The organism is Streptomyces sp. NPDC107528 (genome assembly GCF_055639295.1).
The window spans coordinates 34691-53540 of sequence record NZ_JBVKAV010000019.1 but is presented as its reverse complement, the minus strand read 5'-3'; the positions used below and the strand labels follow the sequence as shown (position 1 = coordinate 53540).

Below are 18850 nucleotides of genomic sequence, written 5' to 3'. Positions count from 1 at the left end.
ATGATTACTTCTGTTCTGGTGGCGAACCGGGGCGAGATCGCCTGCCGCGTCTTCCGCACCTGCCGTGAGTCGGGCATCCGGACGGTGGCCGTGTACTCGGACGCCGACGCGAACGCCCTCCACGCACGCGTGGCCGACACGGCCGTACGGCTGCCGGGAGCGGCGCCCGCCGACACGTACCTGGACGCCGGGCTGATCGTGAAGGCGGCCGTGGCGTCCGGCGCGGACGCCGTGCACCCCGGCTACGGCTTCCTCTCCGAGAACGCCGACTTCGCACGCGCCGTCCTCGACGCGGGACTCGTCTGGATCGGCCCGCCTCCGGAGGCCATCGAGGCGATGGCGTCCAAGACCCGGGCGAAGGAGCTGATGGGGCTGGCCCCCCTGGGGGAGGTCACCGAGGCCGACCTCCCCGTCCTGGTGAAGGCGGCCGCGGGCGGCGGAGGGCGCGGCATGCGGATCGTGCGCCGCCTGGAGGACCTGAGCGCCGCCCTGGAGAGCGCCCGCTCCGAAGCGGCGAGCGCCTTCGGCGACGGCGAGGTCTTCGTGGAGCCGTACGTCGAGAACGGCCGCCATGTCGAGGTCCAGATCCTCGCCGACACCCACGGCGCGGTCTGGGCGCTCGGCACCCGGGACTGCTCCCTGCAGCGCCGCCACCAGAAGGTGATCGAGGAGTCCCCGGCACCCGGACTCTCCGAGCAGCTCACGCACGAGCTGCACACGCTCGCCGTACGCGCCGCCCGCGCGGTCGACTACGTCGGCGCCGGCACGGTCGAGTTCCTGGTCGCCGGAGACAAGGCCCACTTCCTGGAGATGAACACCCGCCTCCAGGTCGAACACCCCGTGACGGAAGCCGTCTTCGGCATCGACCTGGTCGCGGAACAGATCCGCGTCGCCGAAGGCCACGCCCTCGCCGACGTCCCGCCACGCGCGCGTGGCCACGCCGTCGAGGCCCGCCTCTACGCCGAGGACCCGGCCCGCGACTGGGCCCCGCAGACCGGCACGCTGCACCGGTTCGCCGTACCCGACAGCGTCCGGCTTGACACCGGCTTCACCGACGGCGACGACATCGGCGTCCACTACGACCCCATGCTTGCCAAGCTCGTCGCCCACGCATCCACCCGCGCGGAGGCGGTCCGTAAGCTCGCCGGCGCACTGGAACGGGCGACGCTGCACGGCCCGGTCACCAACCGGGACCTCCTCGTACGCTCGCTGCGCCACGAGGAGTTCACGTCCGCCCGCATGGACACCGGCTTCTACGACCGCCACCTCACCGACCTGGCCTTCTGTGGGACGGGCGACCCGTACGCCCCCTTGGCAGCGGCCCTCGCCGACGCCCACGCCCGCTCCCGCTTCGGCGGCTTCCGCAACGTCCCCTCCCAGCCCCAGACCAAGCGCTACGAGGCGGCCGGCGAGGAGATCGAGGTCCACTACCGCCACACCCGCGCGGGCCTTGAGGCCGACGGGGTACGGGTCGTACACGCCGATGCCGCCCTGGTCGTACTCGAAGTGGACGGCGTACGAAGGAACTTCGAGGTGGCGAGGTACGGCGACGAGATCCACGTCAACGCCACCCGCCTCACCTCCCTGCCCCGCTTCCCGGACCCGACGGCACAGCATGCGCCGGGATCCCTCCTCGCGCCCATGCCGGGAACGGTCGTCCGGGTGGCGGAGGGGCTGGCCGTAGGGGCCACCGTGGAGGCCGGACAGCCCCTGTTGTGGCTGGAGGCGATGAAGATGGAACACAAGATCACGGCACCGAGCACGGGCACGCTGGCGGCTCTGCACGCCGCACCAGGACAACAGGTAACGGTCGGCGCCCTACTGGCGGTAGTACAGCCGACCTCTTAGGGGCGCGGGGCCGTATCGATATGCGGCTACCGCCGCGTGAGCGCGACCAGCCACAGACAACCCGCACCCGCACCCGGGAGGAGTCCCATGCCCACCACTCTCGAAACCGAGGAACACAAGGCCCTACGAGCCGCCGTAGCCGCCCTCGGCAAACGCCACGGCCGCACCTACGACCGAGAAGCACTCTGGTCCGAAGCAGCCAAGCTCGGCTACCTCGGCGTCAACCTGCCGGAGGCACACGGCGGCGGAGGCGGCGGCATCGCCGAACTCTCCATCGTCCTCGAAGAACTGGGCGCCGCAGGCTGCCCCTTGCTGATGATGGTCGTGTCGCCCGCGATCTGCGGCACAGTGATCGCCCGCTTCGGCACGGAAGGCCAAAAACAGGAGTGGCTCCCCGCCCTCGCCGACGGCACCCGCACCATGGCCTTCGGCATCACAGAACCCGACGCCGGCTCCAACAGCCACCGCATCACCACCACGGCCCGCCGCGACCCGGACACCGGAGACTGGCTGCTCACCGGCCGCAAGGTCTTCATCTCCGGCGTCGACATCGCGGACGCGACCCTCATCGTCGGCCGCACCGAGGACGCCCGCACCGGCAGCCTCAAGCCCTGCCTGTTCATCGTCCCGCGCGACGCCGAAGGCTTCACGCGCCGCCAGATCGACATGGAACTGAGCGCCGCCGAGAAGCAGTTCGAGCTGACGCTCGACGACGTACGGCTCCCCGCCGACGCCCTGGTCGGCGACGAGGACGCCGGCCTGCTCCAGCTCTTCGCCGGCCTCAACCCCGAGCGCATCATGACGGCCGCCTTCGCGATCGGCATGGGCCGCTACGCTCTCGCGCGCGCCGTCGAGTACGCCCGCGAGCGCACCGTCTGGAAGGCCCCCATCGGCGCCCACCAGGCCATCGCGCACCCCCTGGCCCAGGCGCACATCGACCTCGAACTGGCCCGCCTGATGATGCAGAAGGCGGCCCACCTGTACGACGCCGGGGACGACGTGGGCGCGGGCGAGGCAGCCAACATGGCCAAGTACGCGGCCGGGGAGGCCTGCGTGAAGGCCGTCGACCAGGCCGTGCACACCCTCGGCGGAAACGGCCTCACCCGCGAATTCGGTCTCGCCTCGTTGATAACCGCAGCGCGCGTGTCTCGTATTGCTCCGGTGAGCCGGGAGATGATTCTCAACTACGTCTCCCACCAGACCCTGGGCCTGCCCAAGTCGTACTGACGGGCACCCTGTCGGCACCGTGTCGCGAGGAGGAACCGTGTTCCGCAGCGAGTACGCAGACGTTCCGGCCGTAGATCTCCCCATCCACGATTTCGTACTGGGCCGGGCGGCCGAGTTCGGTGACGCACCCGCGCTCATCGACGGCACGGACGGCACCACCCTCACGTACGAACAGCTCGACCGCTTCCACCGGCGGGTGGCCGCCGGCCTGGCCGAGGCGGGCGTCCGCAAGGGCGACGTCCTCGCCCTGCACAGCCCCAACACGGTCGCCTTCCCGACCGCGTTCTACGCCGCCACGCGCGCGGGTGCCTCCGTCACGACCGTGCACCCGCTCGCCACGCCCGAGGAGTTCGCCAAGCAGCTGAAGGACTCGGCGGCCCGCTGGATCGTCACCGTCTCGCCGCTGCTGGAGGCGGCACGCCGGGCCGCCGAACTCGCGGGCGGCGTGCAGGAGATCTTCGTGTGCGACAGCGCGCCCGGACACCGGTCGCTCATCGACATGCTGGCGTCCGCCGCCCCCGAACCGCAGGTCGACGTCGACCCGGCGGCGGACGTCGCGGCCCTGCCGTACTCGTCGGGCACCACCGGCATCCCCAAGGGCGTGATGCTCACGCACCGCCAGATCGCCACGAACCTGACCCAGCTCGAACCCGCCATATCCGCCGGCCCCGGCGACCGCGTCCTCGCCGTGCTGCCCTTCTTCCACATCTACGGCCTGACCGCCCTGATGAACGCGCCCCTGAGGCTGGGCGCGACGGTCGTCGTGCTGCCCCGCTTCGACCTGGAGACCTTCCTCGCGGCCATCCAGAACCACCGCATCACCGGCCTGTACGTGGCCCCGCCCATCGTGCTGGCCCTCGCCAAGCACCCCCTGGTCGCGCATTACGACCTGTCGTCCCTGAAGTACATCGTCAGCGCCGCCGCACCGCTGGACGCGAAGCTCGCGGCCGCCTGTTCGCAGCGCCTCGGCCTGCCGCCGGTCGGCCAGGCCTACGGCATGACGGAACTGTCCCCCGGCACCCACGTCGTCCCCCTGGCCGCCATGCACGACGCGCCCGCCGGAACCGTCGGCAAGCTCATCGCCGGCACCGAGATGCGCATCGTCTCCCTGGACGACCCCGGCAAGGACCTCGGCGCCGGCGAGGCCGGCGAGATCCTCATCCGCGGTCCCCAGGTCATGAAGGGTTACCTCGGCCGCCCCGACGCCACCGCCGCGATGATCGACACCGATGGCTGGCTGCACACCGGTGACGTGGGCCATGTGGACGAGAACGGCTGGCTGTTCGTCGTGGACCGCGTCAAGGAACTCATCAAGTACAAGGGCTTCCAGGTGGCCCCCGCCGAACTGGAGGCCCTCCTGCTCACCCACCCCGGCATCGCCGACGCGGCGGTCATCGGCGTCTACAACGACGACGGCAACGAGGTCCCGCACGCGTACGTGGTCCGCCAGCCGACCGCAACCGACCTCTCCGAAGGAGAGGTCATGATGTACGTCGCCGAAAAGGTCGCCCCTTACAAGCGCGTCCGCCAGGTCACCTTCATAGACGGTGTCCCACGGGCCGCCTCCGGCAAGATCCTGCGCCGCGAACTACGGGCACTCAAGGAGAACACGTGACGCTGATCGGCCGTACACGCGCGCGGGGCGTCGAGAGCCTCACCCTCGACTCCCCGCACAACCGCAACGCGCTCTCGGCCGCCCTCGTGGGCGAGCTGACCGACGCGCTGGCGGACTGCGCCAAGGACGCCGACGTACGCGCGATCGTCCTCACCCACACCGGCAACACGTTCAGCGCGGGAGCGGACCTGCGCGACCCGCCGCCACCGGACGCGCTGGTGGCCCTGCTGAGGCAGATCGTCGAGCTGCCCAAACCGGTCGTCGCCCGCGTCACCGGCCACGTCCGCGCGGGCGGCCTCGGCCTGCTGGCGGCCTGCGACATCTCGGCCGCCTCCTGGCAGGCCACCTTCGCCTTCACGGAGGTCCACATCGGCGTCGCCCCCGCGGTGATCTCGCTGCCCCTCCTGCCCCGCACGGACCCCCGCGCCCTGGCCCGCTACTACCTCACCGGCGAACGCTTCACCGCGCCGGAGGCAGCCCGCATTGGCCTCCTGACCACGGCCGACGAGGACGTCGACGAGGCACTGACCCCCATCCTGGATGGCCTGCGCCGGGCCTCCCCCCAAGCCCTGGCCGAGACGAAAGCACTGCTCACGGCTAAGGTGCTGGAAGCCTTCGACCGGGACGCGGCGGACCTGACCGCGCTCTCGGCCCGGCTGTTCTCCTCCGCCCAGGCCCGCGAGGGGATGACGGCCTTCCTCGAAAGACGGGATCCCGCATGGGTGGTGTGACCACAGTCGGCGACCGCGCGGACCGCGCCGACCGCGTTCCGAAGCAGGACCGCAGCCGTGCCACCCGGCAACGCCTCCTGGAAGCCGCCGTGGCCTGCCTCGCCGAGCACGGCTGGGCGGGCTCCACGGTTTCCGTCGTCGCCGAACGCGCCGGCGTCTCCCGGGGCGCCGCCCAGCACCACTTCCCGACTCGCGAGGACCTCTTCACGGCGGCGGTCGAGTACGTCGCAGAGGAACGCTCGACGGCCCTGCGCGCCCTGTTCCCGCAGGGCGCGGCGGGCGACCGGCGTGCGGTCGTCTCCGCCCTCGTGGACCTCTACACGGGCCCCCTGTTCCGCGCGGCCCTGCACCTGTGGGTGGCCGCCTCCAACGAGGATCAGCTAAGGCCACGGGTCACGGAGCTGGAGGCCCGGGTCGGCCGCGAGACCCACCGGATAGCCGTGGACCTGCTGGGCGCGGACGAATCCCGCCCCGGCGTACGGGAGACGGTCCAGGGCCTCCTCGACATGGCCCGCGGCCTGGGCCTGGCCAACCTCCTCACCGACGACGCGGCCCGCCGCGACCGCGTGGTGACGCAGTGGGCGTTGCTGCTGGAGGAGACGCTGGTCTGAGGCCCCCGGGCCCCGGCCCCCGGCCGCCCGTCAGTCGTCGCCCCCGTCGTCGTCATCGTCGCCGCCATCGTCGTCGTCCTGCGGCACTGAGCGCTGCCGTTCCTGTTCCCGCTTCTCCTGCTCGCGCTTCTCCTGCTCGCGCTCAGCCTGCTCCAGCCGCTCCCGTTCCTGCCTGGCCTGCTCCCGCTGCTCCTCCTGCTGCTTCGCCTCGTCCGGCTCGTCCTGCTCTTCGTCAAGGGCTCCGCCCGTCTCCGCCGCCGCCGGGATCGGGGAGGCGGCAGGGGACGGGATCGAGGCCGCAGGGGTCGTGGACGCGGAGGCGGGCGGGCTCGGCGGGGCCTCGGACTTCGTGCCCTTCGTCGCGGTGTTGCCGGGAGCGAACCACAGCATGCCGAGGAGCATCGCGGCCGCGAAGAGCACTACCGCAGCGGCCGTGGCCGCCACCCGCGGCCGGCGCACGAGGAGCGCGAGGGACCCGGGACGCGCCGGGCCCGCAGCCCGGGAGCCGGACCGGGAACGGGATTGCGACCGGGAGCCGGAGCCGGAGCCGGACCTGGACCTGGAACGGGATCCGGATCTTCCGGTGGATGCCGGGCCCTGGGCGGAGGGCAGCATGTACGTGGTCGGACTGCTGGTCCCGCCCACCTGCGACGACCCGGCCGTGTCCGCCGACGCGACCGCCGGCCCCCGGGACGGCGACGTGGCCTCGGGCAACGGCTCGGGGCGGCCCTGCCAGGCGCCGTCGGCGAACCAGTCGGCGGCCTGCTGGGCGGCGGGCCGGTGCTCGGGGTCCTTGGCGAGCAGGCCGAGGAGGTAGCTCTCGAAGGCGGGCGGCAGCCCGGGGACGCCCAGCTCGCGGGGCGGTACGGGCACTGCGTCCAGGTGCTGGTGCAGGATCGCGACAGCGGTGTCGGCGTGGAACGGCGGGCGGCCTGTGAGCAGTTGGTAGAGCACACAGCCCAGCGCGTACACGTCGGAGGCCGGGCCCGCCGGCTTCCCCAGCGCCCGCTCGGGGGCCAGGTAGAGGCTCGTGCCGACGATCTGCCCGGTGGCGGTCAGCGCGGCGCCGGGGTCGTCGAGGAAGCGGGCGATCCCGAAGTCACCGATCTTGAGGGTGCCGTCGGCGTCCAGGAGCAGGTTGCCGGGCTTGATGTCCCGGTGGACGATGCCCTGCCGGTGCGCGGCGGCCAGCCCCGCGGCGGCCTCGGCGGCGATCCGGGCGACGCGTTCGGCGGGCAGCGCGCCGAACTGCGCGGCCACGCGCGCGAGGCTGTCGCCCTGGACGAGTTCCATCACCAGGAAGAGCCGGTTCTCGTGCTCGCCGAAGTCCCGTACGCCGACCACGTTCGGGTGGGCGATCCGCGCCGCCGTCTGCGCCTCGAGACGGAACCGGGACGTGGCGGTGGGGTCGGTGTCCTGGGGCAGCAGGAGCTTGACGGCCACGGGCCGGCCGAGCGTCTCGTCGTAGGCCCGCCAGACCTCCCCCATCCCACCGCGCCCGATCGACTCGCTCAGCCGGTAACGGCCCGCTATCAGCACCTGTTCTCATCCTCATGCCGTGGGACGTCTCGATCGCCGCAGGCATGAACTCACCACGTGGGGACGGGTGATGGTGGAAGGTGCGCCGCAGCCGCCCCAGCATACTGGCGGAGTGGATCAGTCACGGTCCGTATGCCGAAGCCGGCCTCACCGGTGGCCGAGCGGTGTCACGCGGAGCTGATCGGCTCCGCGTGACGACCGTTCGGGATCCGTGGATCGGCGGCTCGGTGAGGGGTCAGTGCGCGATGTCGGCGTAGCCCTCGACCGCGCGCGGGTCGCGCGGGCCCGGGCCGATGTAGCGCGCGGACGGGCGCACGAGGCGGCCGGTGCGCTTCTGCTCCAGGATGTGCGCCGACCAGCCCGCCGTACGGGCGCAGGTGAACATGGAGGTGAACATGTGCGCCGGGACCTCCGCGAAGTCCAGCATGATGGCGGCCCAGAACTCCACGTTCGTGGCCAGGACCCGGTCCGGGCGCCGATTGTGCAGCTCCTCCAGCGCCGCCTTCTCCAACGCCTCGGCGACCTCGAAGCGGGGCGCGCCCAGGTCTCGTGCGGTGCGGCGCAGCACCCGCGCGCGGGGGTCCTCGGCGCGGTAGACGCGGTGGCCGAAGCCCATGAGGCGCTCGCCCTTGTCGAGGGTCTGCTTCACATACGCCTCGGCGTCGCCCGTGCGCTCGATCTCCTCGATCATGTGCAGGACCCGGGACGGGGCACCGCCGTGCAGCGGGCCGGACATGGCACCTACGGCACCGGAGAGCGCCGCGGCCACGTCGGCGCCGGTCGACGCGATGACGCGGGCCGTGAAGGTGGACGCGTTCATGCCGTGCTCGGCGGCGGACGTCCAGTACGCGTCGACGGCGGCCACGTGCTTGGGGTCGGGCTCGCCGCGCCAGCGGATCATGAAGCGCTCGACGACGGACTGCGCCTTGTCGATCTCGCTCTGCGGCACCATGGGCAGGCCCTGACCGCGCGCGGACTGGGCGACGTAGGACAGGGCCATGACGGCGGCTCGGGCCAGGTCCTCCCGGGCCTGCTCCTCGCCGATGTCCAGGAGGGGCTTCAGCCCCCACACCGGGGCCAGCATGGCGAGCGCGGACTGGACGTCGACGCGGATGTCGCCGGAGTGCACGGGAATCGGGAAGGGCTCGGCGGGCGGCAGGCCGGGCCGGAAGGCACCGTCGACGAGCAGCCCCCAGACGTTGCCGAACGAGACATGCCCGACCAGGTCCTCGATGTCGACGCCCCGGTACCGCAGAGCGCCGCCCTCCTTATCCGGTTCGGCGATCTCCGTCTCGAACGCGACGACTCCCTCGAGTCCGGGTACGAAGTCGGACATCAGGCGGCTCCTCGTGATGTGTGCGACGGATGGGGTTGTGGGTGGAACGATCACGTGTCACTCGACAGAGATGGGGCGCACGCCTGCTGGATCCACGGTCAGGCGCTCTGACTCGCGGTCCGGGGCGTACCCCTGTGATGCCCCGTGCGGTCGGCGGTCATCCAACCACGACGACAACAGCACGATAGTCCCTGAGTGTCATCTTCGGGAGGGTAATGCGGCACTCAGTGCCATGCAGCGCCGAAGGGCGGCACCGCGCCGTACGGCGTCCGTCACATACGGCAGGATGACCGCGTGACCGACCGAGACGCCGCCCCCCTCGACCCCGCCGCGATGCGCAAGCAGTACCGGGCCGAGGGCCTCGCCGAGAACGACCTGGCCGCCACCCCGGTGGAACAGTTCGCGCGCTGGTTCAAGCAGGCCGCGTCCGAGGCCCACCTCTTCGAGCCGAACGCGATGATCGTCTCCACCGTGGACGCCGAGGGGCGGCCCAGCTCCCGCACCGTGCTGCTGAAGCACTTCGACGAGCAGGGCTTCGTCTTCTACACCAACTACGACTCCCGCAAGGCCCGCGACCTCGCCGAGAACCCGTACCTGTCCCTGCTCTTCCCCTGGCATCCGATGGCCCGCCAGGTCATCGTCACGGGCGTGGCGCGGCGCACCGGGCGCGACGAGACGGCCGCGTACTTCCGGAGCCGCCCGCACGGCTCCCAGCTCGGGGCCTGGGCCAGCGCCCAGTCCTCCGTCATCGCCACCCGCGCCGACCTCGACGCCTCGTACGCCGAACTGTCCGCGCGCCATCCCGAGGGCGATCAGGTGCCGGTGCCGCCGCACTGGGGCGGCTTCCGGGTGGCACCGCAGGCGGTGGAGTTCTGGCAGGGGCGGGAAAACAGGCTGCACGACCGGCTTCGGTACGTGGCGGAACGGGACGGAAGCTGGCGCATCGAGCGTCTGAGCCCGTGAGGGCGACCTGAGTCCCCTGAAACGCAGACGACCCGCGAGCTCGGGTTCCTCCGCCGTGGCGGAGGAGCCGGCCGGACGTACCGGCGAGCTCGCGGGTCGGGTGACTGCCTGGGATTGGGCCGGCTGCACGCATCTGTCACGTGCTGGTCCGGCACCGCACTGGGTGGGGTGACGGGCCGCTAGCCCGCAGCCACCTCACGCGTCCGGTATTCATACATCTGCCGAACCACCTCCCTTCTCGTGTGCTCCACACCCTAGGAACCACGTCGGCCCCCGATCAACCTCTTTTTTCCCTGTACCTGTTTGCGCTGGTCACCTAGCGTTCCGTGCATGACAACTGTGCGAGGAGGGGAAGCGGGGCGTAGGGGCCGAGCGTCGCGGGGGCCTTCGTATGCCTTCGGGCGCGGAGGATTTCCGCCACACAACGATTCCTTCAATCTTGTGGGAACCCGGTGTGTGCTGCGTCACGTTCCAGTTAGATGATTGCGAGTGAGCGAACCGACGCGTCGTACGTGCGGACGCAGCTTGGCAGGGGGTCCAGGTGAGTGCTTCCCGGCGTAGTGGGACCACCGACGAGCTGGGACCGGACGAACCCGAGCGGGACGGTCCGGAGGGTTCGTCGGCCGGTTCCGAGGGTTCGGCAGGCGGTTCCGATCTGCTGGCCGCGCTGCTGGACGGGATGGACGCGGCCTTGTGCGCCCTCGACGCGGACGGGGTCGTCACCCATTGGAACCGTGAGGCGGAGCGGATCCTCGGGTGGAGTGCGGCGGAGGCCGTGGGGCGGCACGGGTTCGCCGGGTGGGCGGTGCGCGAGGCCGACGCCGAGGAGGTGGAGGGGCGGCTGATGTCCGCCATGCACGCTCCGGGGCGGCAGGTGCACGAGTTCGCCTTGTTGACCAAGGACGGCGGGCGGGTCCTCGTAAGGACGCAGTCGGCGGCCGTCCGCGGGCCCGACGGGAAGCCCGCCGGGGTGTACTGCGCCTTCAGCGAGGTGCACACGCAGATCGATCTGGAGCGTTCGATCGCGCTGAGTGAGGCGTTGTTCGAGGACGCGTCCTGGGGTGTCGTCCTCGTCGACGCCGATCTGCGGCCCGCGGTGGTGAACGCGCACGCGGCCCGGGCCCTGGGCATCGGCCGTACATCCGTGCTGGGGCGGCCGCTCGGGGATCTGCTCGCCCAGGGTGTGGAGGAGCTGGAGAGCGCGCTCACGCATGTGCTGGCGGAGGGCGCGCCACCCGCGCCGGCCGAGATCTGGGTGAGCGTTCGGACGCCGGAGGGCGAGCGGCGGCGGTGCTGGCGGTGCGGCTTCGTACGGCTGGCCTCTCCGCTCGCGGAGGAGCCGGTGCCGTTGGGGGTGGGCTGGCTCTTCCAGGACATGACCGAGGCCAAGCAGGCGGAACAGGAGGCGGCACTGCTGCGGTTCCGGACCAACCAGCTGCACCGGGCCGCGCGGGCCGCCGCGGAGTGCGAGGACCCCGCGGACGCGGCGACCGTTCACCTGGACTTCGCGCTGGCCGGCTTCGCCGATCACGCGCTGATCGACCGGGTCTCGGGCGGGGCGGTGCCGGATGCGGAGGCCGCGGAGCCGGTACGACTCGTTCGGGTCGCCGTGACCCCCTCGGGCGCGCCAGGACCGAGCCTGCTCGGCGGGGAGGCCGGGCTGCCTGTGCGGTACGCCGAGGGGCATCCGGCGTTGCAGTGCGTGACGCGGAACGGGTCGGTGCGGGCCGATGCGGGCCGGATGCCGGCGGAGCGGGCGCGTGAGTGGGCTGTGGGGCGGCAGTGGCCCGCGGACTCGGTGCACGCGCTGTGTGCCGTGCTGCGGAGCCGGGGGCGGACGGTGGGGGTCGTGACGTTCCTGCGGGGCGCCGGGCGCAGTGCGTTCGAGCGGAGCGATGCGGTGTACGCGGAGGACGTGGCGGTGCGCATCGCTTCCGCTCTGGACCTGGCGGGGGTCGTGGGGCGGGGTTAGGCCGTGCGGGGCCCCTACTGCCGGTAGAAGCCGGTAGAAGATCGGGACCGCTACTGCCGGTAGAAGATCCGGTCCCCGTACTTTTCGAACACCTTGCCGTTCCAGTCGTGGCCGCCGTCGACGTTGCCCGAGCGCAGGAGCGGGGGCTCGATGCCGCGGCCTGCCAGGGAGGCGGCTGCCGTGGCCATGACGGCCTGGAGGAGGGCCGCGGTGACGACCGTGGAGGCGGGGGCGAAGGGGGCCGGGATGGTGTCGAGGGTGAGTTCCGCGTCGCCGATCGCGATCTTCGAGTCGAGGACGATGTCGCAGTGGTCCTTGAGGTAGGTGCCGGAGGTGTGGCGGGAACTCGTCTCCGAGGCGTACGCCACCGAGGTCACGCCGATGACCCTGGCGCCCAGGTCGCGGGCTTTCATGGCCATCTCCACGGGCAGGGCGTTGCGGCCGGAGAGGGAGATGATGACGAGGGCGTCGCCGTCCCGCAGAGGTGAGCTGTCCAGGACCGCACCGGCCAGGCCGTCGACGCGTTCGAGGGCTGAGCCGAGGGTGGCGGGCATGACGTCCACGCCTACTACGCCGGGGACCGCGAGCAGGTTCATCAGGGCGAGGCCGCCTGCGCGGTAGACGACGTCCTGGGCGGCGAGCGAGGAGTGACCGGCACCGAAGGCGAAGAGACGGCCGCCGCCTGCGACGGTGTCGGCGAGCAGGGTGCCGGCTGCCTCGATGTTCTCCGTCTCCTCGTCGCGGGCCCGCTGGAGGAGGGCGATGGCGGCGTCGAAGAACTGGTCGGCCGGCTTGCTGTCGCTCATGCGGGGCCCTCCGGGGGTGGGGCGGTCGGCGGGGGTGGGGGTGTGTCGCGGATCACCGTGCGGTCTGGACCAGTGCGGTGTCAATACGGTGTGCCTCCGGCGGTGGGGCGGGGGAGCCCGCGACGGCCCGTTGTTGTTCGGCGGGGGTTCGCGTGGCGCCTGACGGTGCGCTCGGGGTCGGGGCCGTGCCGCCGTACGCGGCTGCCGCGCCGTGGGGGTGCGCCCGCGGGCCGGGTGCATACCCTCGTGTAACCCGCTGGTTTCAACGGCGCGGCACGGTTGTCAGTGCTATCCGGCAGAATTGAGGGCAGGGCCAGCGCACGCGCCGTGGAGCTGTCTCGCTTCCGGCTGAGCTAATCGCAGAGCTAATCGAGGGGCACGTATGTCCGGACTGATCGACACCACGGAGATGTATCTCCGCACCATCCTCGAGCTGGAGGAGGAAGGTGTGGTCCCCATGCGCGCCCGTATCGCCGAGCGGCTGGACCAGAGTGGGCCGACCGTCAGTCAGACGGTGGCGCGGATGGAGCGTGACGGGCTGGTGTCCGTGGCGACCGACCGGCATCTGGAGCTGACGGACGAGGGGCGGCGGCTTGCCACCCGCGTCATGCGCAAGCATCGTCTCGCCGAGTGTCTGCTCGTCGATGTGATCGGGCTGGAGTGGGAGCAGGTGCACGCCGAGGCGTGTCGCTGGGAGCACGTGATGAGTGAGGCCGTGGAGCGGCGCGTGCTGGAGCTCCTGAGGCACCCGACCGAGTCGCCGTACGGCAATCCGATCCCCGGTCTGGAGGAGCTCGGCGAGAAGGACGGTGCCGATCCGTTCCTCGACGAGGGCATGGTCTCGCTGGCCGACCTCGACCCGGGCGTCGAGGGCAAGACGGTCGTCGTCCGGCGGATCGGTGAGCCGATCCAGACCGACGCGCAGCTGATGTACACGCTGCGTCGGGCCGGCGTGCAGCCCGGCTCCGTGGTGAGTGTGACCGAGTCGGCGGGTGGCGTGCTGGTGGGCAGCGGCGGCGAGGCGGCCGAGCTGGAGGCGGACGTCGCCTCCCATGTCTTCGTCGCCAAGCGCTGACGGCCGGTGGTTTTCGCTTCCCGTGTGTGTAACTCCCGGTAAATAAGCGGGAGTTGTGGCGATCCTGGATCTCGCCCATTCCAAGATCCAGTAGGTCGAATCGCAGCGCTCCGGCGATTCGCGTGCGAGGCTGTCGCGTGAGGCATATGACCTGAGAGCTCTGGGCCGTGATCGACAGCGATGCGTCCGGCCGGGGAGGGGGCGCGAGGATGTGCCGGAAGTGTGGAGAGGGCCCCGGCGCCACATGGCGCCGGGGCCTGTCCTCCCCTGTGCTGACCCGGAGCCCCGAGCTCTCAGGGTCATTCCCCTCGGACCGGTTTCCCCGAGCGGTCCGCCTCCCGCTGAAGATCTCCCCTCGGTGCCGGCGATCAATCCTTGCGGGAGGTCACTCGAATGAGGGGTGTTGGCCGCGAGAGCCGTATTTTCGAATAGGAGTTCGATAGTCTGCGGTGACGGGTCAGGCGGAACGTGCGCTTCAGGAGTGTGCGCATAAGATCACGTCAGACACACAGGACATGCACATCGCGTCCGGGGGCATTCACGACGCGTGCGACGCAGGTGGCACGTGGTGCTCGCGTGAGCGGCGGCAGATACGGCAGGCACGACACGTACGGCAGGCAGGACACGGTTCACAGGACCGGTCGGCTCGAGCGGTCCGAGCGGAGCTAGGGGGTGCCAGGACCAATGGTGCGGCGCATCGACGTGACCGGCACGGGCGGCGTACGTCTCGCGGCCTGGGAGTTCGGCGACCCTCCGAAGACCGACCCCGCCAGGGAGCATGAGCGCACGCCCGGTGTGCTGTTACTGCACGGCCTGATGGGCCGTGCCTCGCACTGGACCTCCACCGCCCGCTGGCTCTCCGAGCGGCACCGCGCCGTGGCGCTGGACCAGCGCGGCCACGGCCGTAGCGAAAAGCCCTCGCAGGCCTCCTTCACGCGCGAGGCGTACGTCGACGACGCCGAGGCCGCCCTGGAGCAGCTCGGCCTCGCCCCCGTCGTACTCATCGGCCACGCCATGGGCGCGCTCACCGCCTGGCAGCTCGCCGCCAGGCGGCCCGATCTGGTGGGGGGCGTGATCATCTGCGACATGCGGGCGTCCGCGCTCGGCTCGGCCTCGCAGCGGGAGTGGTCGGACTGGTTCAAGGCCTGGCCCGTGCCCTTCGCCACGCTCGCCGATGTACGCAAGTGGTTCGGTGAGGACGACCCCTGGGTCGAGCGGCCGAATCCCGCGCGGGGCGAGTTCTACGCCGAGGTGATGCACGAGTGCGAGGACGGGTGGCGGCCCGTTTTCGATCCGGACCAGATGCTCCGGTCGCGGGAGACGTGGGTCTTCGACGCGCACTGGGAGGAGCTCGCCCAGGTTCAGTGCCCGGCGTTGGTTGTGCGGGGGCTGGACGGTGAGCTGGGGCGGGCCGAGGCCCAGGAGATGGTGCGGGTGCTGCCGCGCGGGGAGTACGCGGAGGTGGCCGACGCGGGTCACCTGGTGCATTACGACCAGCCCGAGGGATGGCGGGGGGCCATCGAGCCCTTCTTGGACGCGGTGCGCACGGGGTGACGCCGGGCGCCCGTGAGCTCGGTGCGTGCCGAGTGACGGCGGCTGCGGGTTGTTCGTGGCTTGTGGCGCCCACGCGGCGGAGCCGCATATCGATACAGCCCCGTGTCCCCAAGGGGCGTTGCAGGCCCCCTCGGTCAGCAGGGCCCGCTATCCCTTGCTCACTGCCGTCAGGATCTCCGGGAGGCGGGCCGCCGTGCGGGGTGCCGCCAGGCGTAGTCCCAGCAGCGTGATCGCCGCCCCGTAGACCGTCCCGCCCGGCAACAGCAGCCAGGTCCAGCCGTCCCCGCCGTCGCTCACGTTGAGCCAGATCGTCACCGCGATCACGGGGGCGCACAGGAGGGCCGCCGCGATCATGCCGCCGAAGATCGAGATCCACGCGAGGCCCGTCTGGCCGGGGGCGACGTTCTTGTAGCCCTCCTGCGGGATGGAGTACGGGAAGCGGGCCGACGTCCAGGTGCCGGTCGCCAGCATGGCGCCGAGGAGCGCGAAGGACAGGCCGAGGACCTCGGGGAGCTTGGCCCAGTCGCCGAGCAGCGCTGTCGTCAGGACGGTGACGAGGGCGGCGTACGGGAAGGTGATCAGCAGCAGCGCCAGGGCTCGGCCGCGCAGCTCGACGTAGGCGTCCCGTGGGGACGAGATCGTCATCGCGACCATCCAGAAGGCGGACGTGTCCTGCCCGAACTGGTTGTACATCTGGATGCCGAGCATCCCGGCCGCGAAGCAGGCGAAGTAGATCGAGCCGGTGCCCTGCAGGGCGTTGAACAGCGGCACGATCAGGCCGATGGCGAGCGAGGTCACCCAGGCCGCCTTGGTCTTCGGGTCGCGCCAGACGTAGCGCAGACTGCGTTCCATGACAGTGCCGGTGCGGCCGGGCGGGAGGAGACGGGCGAGGCCCGTCGAGTTCCGTTCGCGTACGGCGGACTCCGTGGCCGCCTGGAGCGTGGAGCCGTCGGGGGACGTCATCAGCCGGGTCAAGTGACGTGACCATACGGCGATCAGGGCCACCAACGCGCCTGCGCTCAGGGCAAGTTGGAGGAGGCCGGTCCCGTAACTCCCCTCGCTCACCGACTCCACCGCCCCGATCGCGGACGCCGGCGGCACCCACCTCAGCACATCCGCCGCCGGATCGAGCTGGGCGAGTCCCGACGAACCCAGGCGCTGTGCACCGAAGTTCACGACCTGCGCCCCGATCGCGATGACCAGCCCGCTCAGCACCGCCAGATCGCGTCCCTTACGGCTGGTCAGCAGCCGGATGTTGGCCGTGGCGACGGCACGCGCGAGCGCCACGCACACCAACAGGGCCAGCACGACGGCGATCACTGCGACGACGTACGCCGGTCCGCCCCGCGCGAGGGCGATCACCGAACCGGTGAACAGGCACAGGGTGAACAGGGGGCCGATGCCGACCAGGGAGGCCGCGAGCAGTGCCCGCACCAGGGGCCGGGGGCGCAGCGGCAGCATCACCAGCCGGGTCGGGTCGAGGGTCTCGTCGCCGCCGGGGAAGAACAGCGGCATCACGGCCCAGCCGAGCGCCAGGACGGCCACCAGGAGGACGACCACGGAGTCGGCGTGCGCGGTGCCCCGCAGCATGATCAGGCCGAGGAGTTGCAGCGCCGCGAAGAGGAGGACCACGACGGCCGAGGCGATGTAGGCGGCCCGCCGGCCACCGGACTGACGCAGGCCGTTCCGCAGCAGCGACAGCTTCAGCCGTACGACGACTCCGGTCACGGCGGTGCTCATCGGGCCCCGCCCAGCCAGTCGAGGTCGGACCCGGTGTCGCGGGCGTTCGCGCCGACGAGTTCGAGGAACGCCTGCTGCAGCGAGGCCGCGTCGCCGCGGACCTCGGCGAGGGGGCCGTGGGCCCGGATGCGCCCGGCGGCCATCACGGCGACCCAGTCGCACAGTGACTCGACGAGTTCCATGACGTGGGAGGAGAAGACGACGGTCGCGCCGGAGGCGGTGTAGCGCTCCAGGACGCCCCGGATGGTCTGGGCGGAGACGGGGTCGACGCCCTCGAACGGCTCGTCAAGGAACAGCACTTCGGGATTGTGGAGCAGCGCCGCCGCGAGGCCGATCTTCTTGCGCATACCGGTCGAGTAGTCGACGACCAGTTTGTGCTGGGCCCCCGCCAGATCGAGTACGTCCAGCAGCTGGGTGGCCCGCTTGTCGACCTCGGCGCCGGGGAGCCCGCGCAGCCGCCCCGAGTACGCGAGCAACTCCCGCCCGGAGAGCCGCTCGAAGAGCCGAAGCCCTTCGGGCAGCACCCCGATCCGTGCCTTCACCTCGACGGGGTCCCGCCACACGTCGTGCCCGACGACCTCGACGGACCCCTGATCGGGCCTGAGCAGCCCGGTCACCATGGAGAGGGTCGTGGTCTTCCCGGCGCCATTGGGCCCCACGAGCCCGATGAACTTCCCAGCGGGCAAATCCAGATCGATACCGGCGACAGCGACCTGCTGCCCGAACCGCTTCCAGAGCCCACGCACACTCACGGCCGACGTCATGAATGCCAACCCTAAGGGGCGCGGGGAACTGTGCGACCAGCCACGACGAACCCGCAGTCGCCGACGAACCTCAATCAGGCAGACGAGCAGGCGTTACCGATCCCTGCCGCAGGCATACGCGAGTGGCGAGATCAACTCCTCCGCGTCCGGCAGCCACCGATTGGCCGGTGTGGGCCGGCAGGCCCACTGCACAGCTCCCCGAGACCCGAACCGAGTCGGCGGCCCGGCGACCCACGCGCCCTCTCCGAGCGCGATCAGATCCAGCGACCCGATGGACCAGCCCAGCTTGCGCACCAGCTCGGGCACCTTCACCGACGCCCCCGGCAGCACGAAGAAGTGCATCCGGCGGTCCGGTGTCAACGTCACCGGCCCCAGCGTCAGTTCCATCCGCTCCATACGGGCCAGGGCGAGGAACCCGGCCGTCTCCGGGACGGAGATCGCGTCGAAGGTGCGCCCCGTCGGCAGCAGGATCGACGCGTTCGGCTGCTTCTGCCACATCCGACGGGCGACCGTGGCGCTCCCGGTCGCCTGCGTCGCCCAGTCCGGGCGTGCGGGGTGCGCGCCGGGCGCGGGGCATGCGGTGTCGCCGCAGGAGCACAGCTGCACCCCGTCCGCGGCTTCCAGCCAGGTCCCGGGGAACACGTCCCAGTGACGCTCCTCGGCATAGCGAACGGCGGTCTCCAGCAGCGTTTCGCCGCGCTGCTTGGGAATCTGTGCGGCTTCGGTGGCCGGGATCGTCTCTTCCACGCTGAACACAACTCCCGCACCCACCTCGGGTTACGGGCGTCGCGCGCGCGGGGGAGGAGCATTGATTCCTCATCTGGGGCGCATGGGTGCACGTGTGGGGGCGCGCGGGAGGATCCGTGGCCGGAGCTGGGTAGCCCACTGTGGGGTCGGCTTCCGCCTTTACCCCGGCAATCCTCACAAGCCTCGCATTTTAGGTATGTCGACGGGGCATTGATCTTCACGGCCGGAATTCTGCGGTGCACAGCCAGTGCCCCGGGTCGGATTCGGTGGTGGAAGACACATCAACTCGGTGCGTGGGCAGGCACCGCAGCCACAGGGGGTA

The 18850-nt window shown here is 71.3% G+C and carries 15 protein-coding genes; 9 read left to right on the top strand and 6 right to left on the bottom strand.

The window, feature by feature from the left end:
- The 5 genes from ACZ7L5_RS42360 to ACZ7L5_RS42340 all read left to right on the top strand — a co-directional run bounded on the left by ACZ7L5_RS42360 (window position 1) and on the right by ACZ7L5_RS42340 (window position 6032).
- Window positions 1-1848, top strand: coding sequence for an acetyl/propionyl/methylcrotonyl-CoA carboxylase subunit alpha (locus tag ACZ7L5_RS42360; protein WP_471524098.1), 1848 nt, complete (start codon window positions 1-3; stop codon window positions 1846-1848).
- Window positions 1849-1935: 87 nt separating this feature from the next.
- Window positions 1936-3075, top strand: a complete 1140-nt coding sequence (locus ACZ7L5_RS42355; protein WP_471524097.1) for an acyl-CoA dehydrogenase family protein — start codon at window positions 1936-1938, stop codon at window positions 3073-3075.
- A 37-nt stretch (window positions 3076-3112) separates the two neighbouring features.
- Window positions 3113-4690 carry a 4-coumarate--CoA ligase family protein gene (locus ACZ7L5_RS42350; protein WP_471524095.1) on the top strand — a complete coding sequence of 526 codons (1578 nt, stop codon included), beginning with the start codon at window positions 3113-3115 and terminating at the stop codon, window positions 4688-4690.
- On the top strand, window positions 4687-5421 hold the full coding sequence (locus tag ACZ7L5_RS42345) for an enoyl-CoA hydratase family protein (protein ID WP_471524093.1): 735 nt from the start codon (window positions 4687-4689) through the stop codon (window positions 5419-5421). Before ACZ7L5_RS42350 ends, ACZ7L5_RS42345 begins: the two co-directional genes overlap by 4 nt.
- Window positions 5409-6032 carry a TetR/AcrR family transcriptional regulator gene (locus tag ACZ7L5_RS42340; RefSeq protein WP_471524091.1) on the top strand — a complete coding sequence of 208 codons (624 nt, stop codon included), beginning with the start codon at window positions 5409-5411 and terminating at the stop codon, window positions 6030-6032. The genes ACZ7L5_RS42345 and ACZ7L5_RS42340 overlap by 13 nt, the downstream gene beginning before the upstream one ends.
- Before the next feature lie 30 nt (window positions 6033-6062).
- Here ACZ7L5_RS42340 and ACZ7L5_RS42335 read toward each other — a convergent pair whose 3' ends face one another.
- Complete coding sequence (locus ACZ7L5_RS42335; RefSeq protein ID WP_471524089.1) at window positions 6063-7571, bottom strand: serine/threonine-protein kinase; 1509 nt, start codon at window positions 7569-7571, stop codon at window positions 6063-6065.
- Window positions 7572-7806: 235 nt separating this feature from the next.
- Complete coding sequence (locus tag ACZ7L5_RS42330) at window positions 7807-8907, bottom strand: citrate synthase 2 (RefSeq protein ID WP_328880928.1); 1101 nt, start codon at window positions 8905-8907, stop codon at window positions 7807-7809.
- 294 nt (window positions 8908-9201) lie between these two features.
- On the opposite strand from ACZ7L5_RS42330, the gene pdxH reads away from it, so the two are divergent.
- Together pdxH and ACZ7L5_RS42320 are read left to right on the top strand one after the other, a co-directional pair.
- Complete coding sequence (pdxH, locus tag ACZ7L5_RS42325; RefSeq protein ID WP_471524087.1) at window positions 9202-9870, top strand: pyridoxamine 5'-phosphate oxidase; 669 nt, start codon at window positions 9202-9204, stop codon at window positions 9868-9870.
- 541 nt (window positions 9871-10411) lie between these two features.
- Window positions 10412-11842 (top strand): PAS domain-containing protein, encoded by a 1431-nt coding sequence (locus tag ACZ7L5_RS42320; protein WP_471524085.1) that lies wholly within the window; start codon window positions 10412-10414, stop codon window positions 11840-11842.
- Between the two features lie 50 nt (window positions 11843-11892).
- On the opposite strand, the gene ACZ7L5_RS42315 is transcribed toward ACZ7L5_RS42320, so the two are convergent.
- The gene (locus ACZ7L5_RS42315; protein WP_471524083.1) at window positions 11893-12648 is read right to left on the bottom strand and encodes an SIS domain-containing protein; all 756 of its coding nucleotides are present in this window, start codon (window positions 12646-12648) and stop codon (window positions 11893-11895) included.
- Window positions 12649-13030: 382 nt separating this feature from the next.
- Here ACZ7L5_RS42315 and ACZ7L5_RS42310 point away from each other — a divergent pair, with 382 nt between their 5' ends.
- Entirely contained in the window at window positions 13031-13723 is a 693-nt protein-coding gene (locus tag ACZ7L5_RS42310) for a metal-dependent transcriptional regulator (protein ID WP_062703554.1), read from the top strand.
- 684 nt (window positions 13724-14407) lie between these two features.
- Window positions 14408-15277 (top strand): alpha/beta fold hydrolase, encoded by an 870-nt coding sequence (locus ACZ7L5_RS42305; protein ID WP_328884411.1) that lies wholly within the window; start codon window positions 14408-14410, stop codon window positions 15275-15277.
- Window positions 15278-15424: 147 nt separating this feature from the next.
- On the opposite strand, the gene ACZ7L5_RS42300 is transcribed toward ACZ7L5_RS42305, so the two are convergent.
- From ACZ7L5_RS42300 to ACZ7L5_RS42290, 3 genes are all read right to left on the bottom strand, one after another.
- The gene (locus ACZ7L5_RS42300; protein ID WP_471524082.1) at window positions 15425-17017 is read right to left on the bottom strand and encodes a transporter; all 1593 of its coding nucleotides are present in this window, start codon (window positions 17015-17017) and stop codon (window positions 15425-15427) included.
- A complete protein-coding gene (locus tag ACZ7L5_RS42295) occupies window positions 17014-17781 on the bottom strand; it encodes an ABC transporter ATP-binding protein (RefSeq protein WP_328880933.1) in 768 nt (255 codons plus the stop codon). Before ACZ7L5_RS42295 ends, ACZ7L5_RS42300 begins: the two co-directional genes overlap by 4 nt.
- A gap of 93 nt (window positions 17782-17874) precedes the next feature.
- Window positions 17875-18537: a bifunctional DNA primase/polymerase gene (locus tag ACZ7L5_RS42290; RefSeq protein ID WP_471524079.1), complete on the bottom strand. Its 663-nt coding sequence runs from the start codon at window positions 18535-18537 to the stop codon at window positions 17875-17877.
- Window positions 18538-18850 lie beyond the last annotated feature (313 nt).

Coding starts and splice junctions, on each gene's coding strand:
- ACZ7L5_RS42315 (WP_471524083.1), bottom strand. CDS start 12,648: ATGAGCGACAGCAAGCCGGCCGACCAGTTCTTCGACGCCGCCATCGCC.
- ACZ7L5_RS42295 (WP_328880933.1), bottom strand. CDS start 17,781: ATGACGTCGGCCGTGAGTGTGCGTGGGCTCTGGAAGCGGTTCGGGCAG.
- ACZ7L5_RS42310 (WP_062703554.1), top strand. CDS start 13,031: ATGTCCGGACTGATCGACACCACGGAGATGTATCTCCGCACCATCCTC.
- ACZ7L5_RS42340 (WP_471524091.1), top strand. CDS start 5,409: ATGGGTGGTGTGACCACAGTCGGCGACCGCGCGGACCGCGCCGACCGC.
- ACZ7L5_RS42330 (WP_328880928.1), bottom strand. CDS start 8,907: ATGTCCGACTTCGTACCCGGACTCGAGGGAGTCGTCGCGTTCGAGACG.
- ACZ7L5_RS42355 (WP_471524097.1), top strand. CDS start 1,936: ATGCCCACCACTCTCGAAACCGAGGAACACAAGGCCCTACGAGCCGCC.
- ACZ7L5_RS42300 (WP_471524082.1), bottom strand. CDS start 17,017: ATGAGCACCGCCGTGACCGGAGTCGTCGTACGGCTGAAGCTGTCGCTG.
- ACZ7L5_RS42305 (WP_328884411.1), top strand. CDS start 14,408: ATGGTGCGGCGCATCGACGTGACCGGCACGGGCGGCGTACGTCTCGCG.
- ACZ7L5_RS42360 (WP_471524098.1), top strand. CDS start 1: ATGATTACTTCTGTTCTGGTGGCGAACCGGGGCGAGATCGCCTGCCGC.